1 protein-coding gene is annotated in these 1,515 nt (G+C 40.5%); it reads right to left on the bottom strand.

Going from position 1 to position 1,515, the window contains the following annotated elements; all coding sequences use genetic code 11:
- Positions 1-1,393, bottom strand: a protein-coding gene (locus JGK39_RS33415; protein WP_293299128.1) for an IS5 family transposase whose coding sequence is annotated in 2 segments (ribosomal slippage) — positions 1-796 and positions 796-1,393 — 1,394 coding nt annotated over the 2 segments. Because the reading frame shifts where the segments join, the coding sequence is not laid out codon by codon here. This gene is flagged as partial in the annotation.
- Between the last annotated feature and the right edge of the window lie 122 nt (positions 1,394-1,515).

The raw sequence follows: 1,515 nt of genomic DNA, 5'->3' as shown, positions 1-1,515 counted from the left end.
TTTTTGTTGTGAAATAGACAGAAAAAAAGCCAAAAAGCCTGCCGTAGCAGGGCAGAAAGATTCATCACCAGAAAAGTTATTGCGATGCTTGTTTCAGAAGTATTACCAAGTTTAGCCATCACTCTACCGAGGCTGAATCTTCTTTTGGCTTCTCCAAATTTTCCCTCAATTGAGTTACGAATTCTCTCGTCTGACTGAGCCTGTTTTTTCGTTGACTTGCTGATATTTGTCGGGGGCCTTCCTAGAGGGGGGCCACTCATTCTAATCCCTCTTTCTTTGCACCACGCTCGATTTTCTCTGGTTCGATAAATTCGATCTACATGAATTGATTCAGGATAGAATCCCGTGAACCGTTTAAATTCTTCTACTTGTTTCTTTAAGTCTACAGACTCGTTAAAATTATCCCAACTAATTCGGTCTAAAAACACGTATCCGTTACGACAACTGGCTGACAGCTTTGCCCCAAACTCAACGGATTTCCCGGCTTTCCCTCTGACGATGGGGCGGATGTGGGGTTGTGTTAAACTTACTATTCTGTCCTCAATACTATGTGTTTTATTTTCATACATCCATAACTGTTGACGGTAGACTTCTGTGACTACTAATAGCATTTTATAATAATATTTATTCAGCCACGTTAGCTCACCCATGTCCTCGATATGAGCTAAATTTCTTTTAATATATTGAAGTTGTTTCTTAATCGCTTTTCTTCGTTCTTTTTGTGATGGCCTTCGTTTCTTTGCTACTGTCAAGTATTCTTTTCTGGCTAGGTTTCGATAAGTTCTTGGTTTTTTTTTACGGGGGACTGAATTTGAGTGTGCAAAGCATCTATGATTGTTTCGGTTTGTTCCCTGGCTTGATTCAATATTCCTAAGTCGTTAGGATATTTAATGTCGGCTGGCGCACAGGTTGCGTCTAATATTAATTTTCCTTGATTTTTCGGCTCGCTGATGTCCGATGACTTTTTATTGACTACTTTGCCTGGTGCTTCGGTCTGCTCTTTGACCATTTTTTCATTGATTTTATTGACTAGGTTGACACCTATTCTCTGTCGAAAATGAACCAACATTGATGAGTCGAATGGTGCTTGACTGCTATAGCTGGTCATGCCTATAAAGTATTGTAAGTATGGGTTTTCTCGGATTTGTTCTATTGTTTCGCGATCGCTGGTTCCTAACCTTTCTTTAATAATTAATGCTCCCAATGCCATCCGAAAAGATTTCGCTGGAGCTCCCATATCTAGGGAAAAGTTTTGAGCATATTCTGCTTCAAATGCTGACCACGGAATTAGTTTCGCCATGATTACCCAACGATTATCTTCTAACAATTGCCCCTCAAAAGGCAAGTCAAAGTTGGATGGCGGGTTTGGGGTTGGGTCAACTTTTCGGTACATTACGAAAGTGATGTTGTACTAGGCTTTGGACAGATTTTAGCTCATAAGCTTGCACACGCGGAGCGTTCAAACCAGTCAAAGTCTTTCTCTGTAAAGGTTTTAGGCTTTTTCGGCAAGCCCTA

The organism is Microcoleus sp. PH2017_12_PCY_D_A, from assembly GCF_020738565.1.
In the GTDB taxonomy this organism is placed as follows: domain Bacteria; phylum Cyanobacteriota; class Cyanobacteriia; order Cyanobacteriales; family Microcoleaceae; genus Microcoleus.
This window is presented reverse-complemented; position numbering and strand designations above follow the sequence as displayed.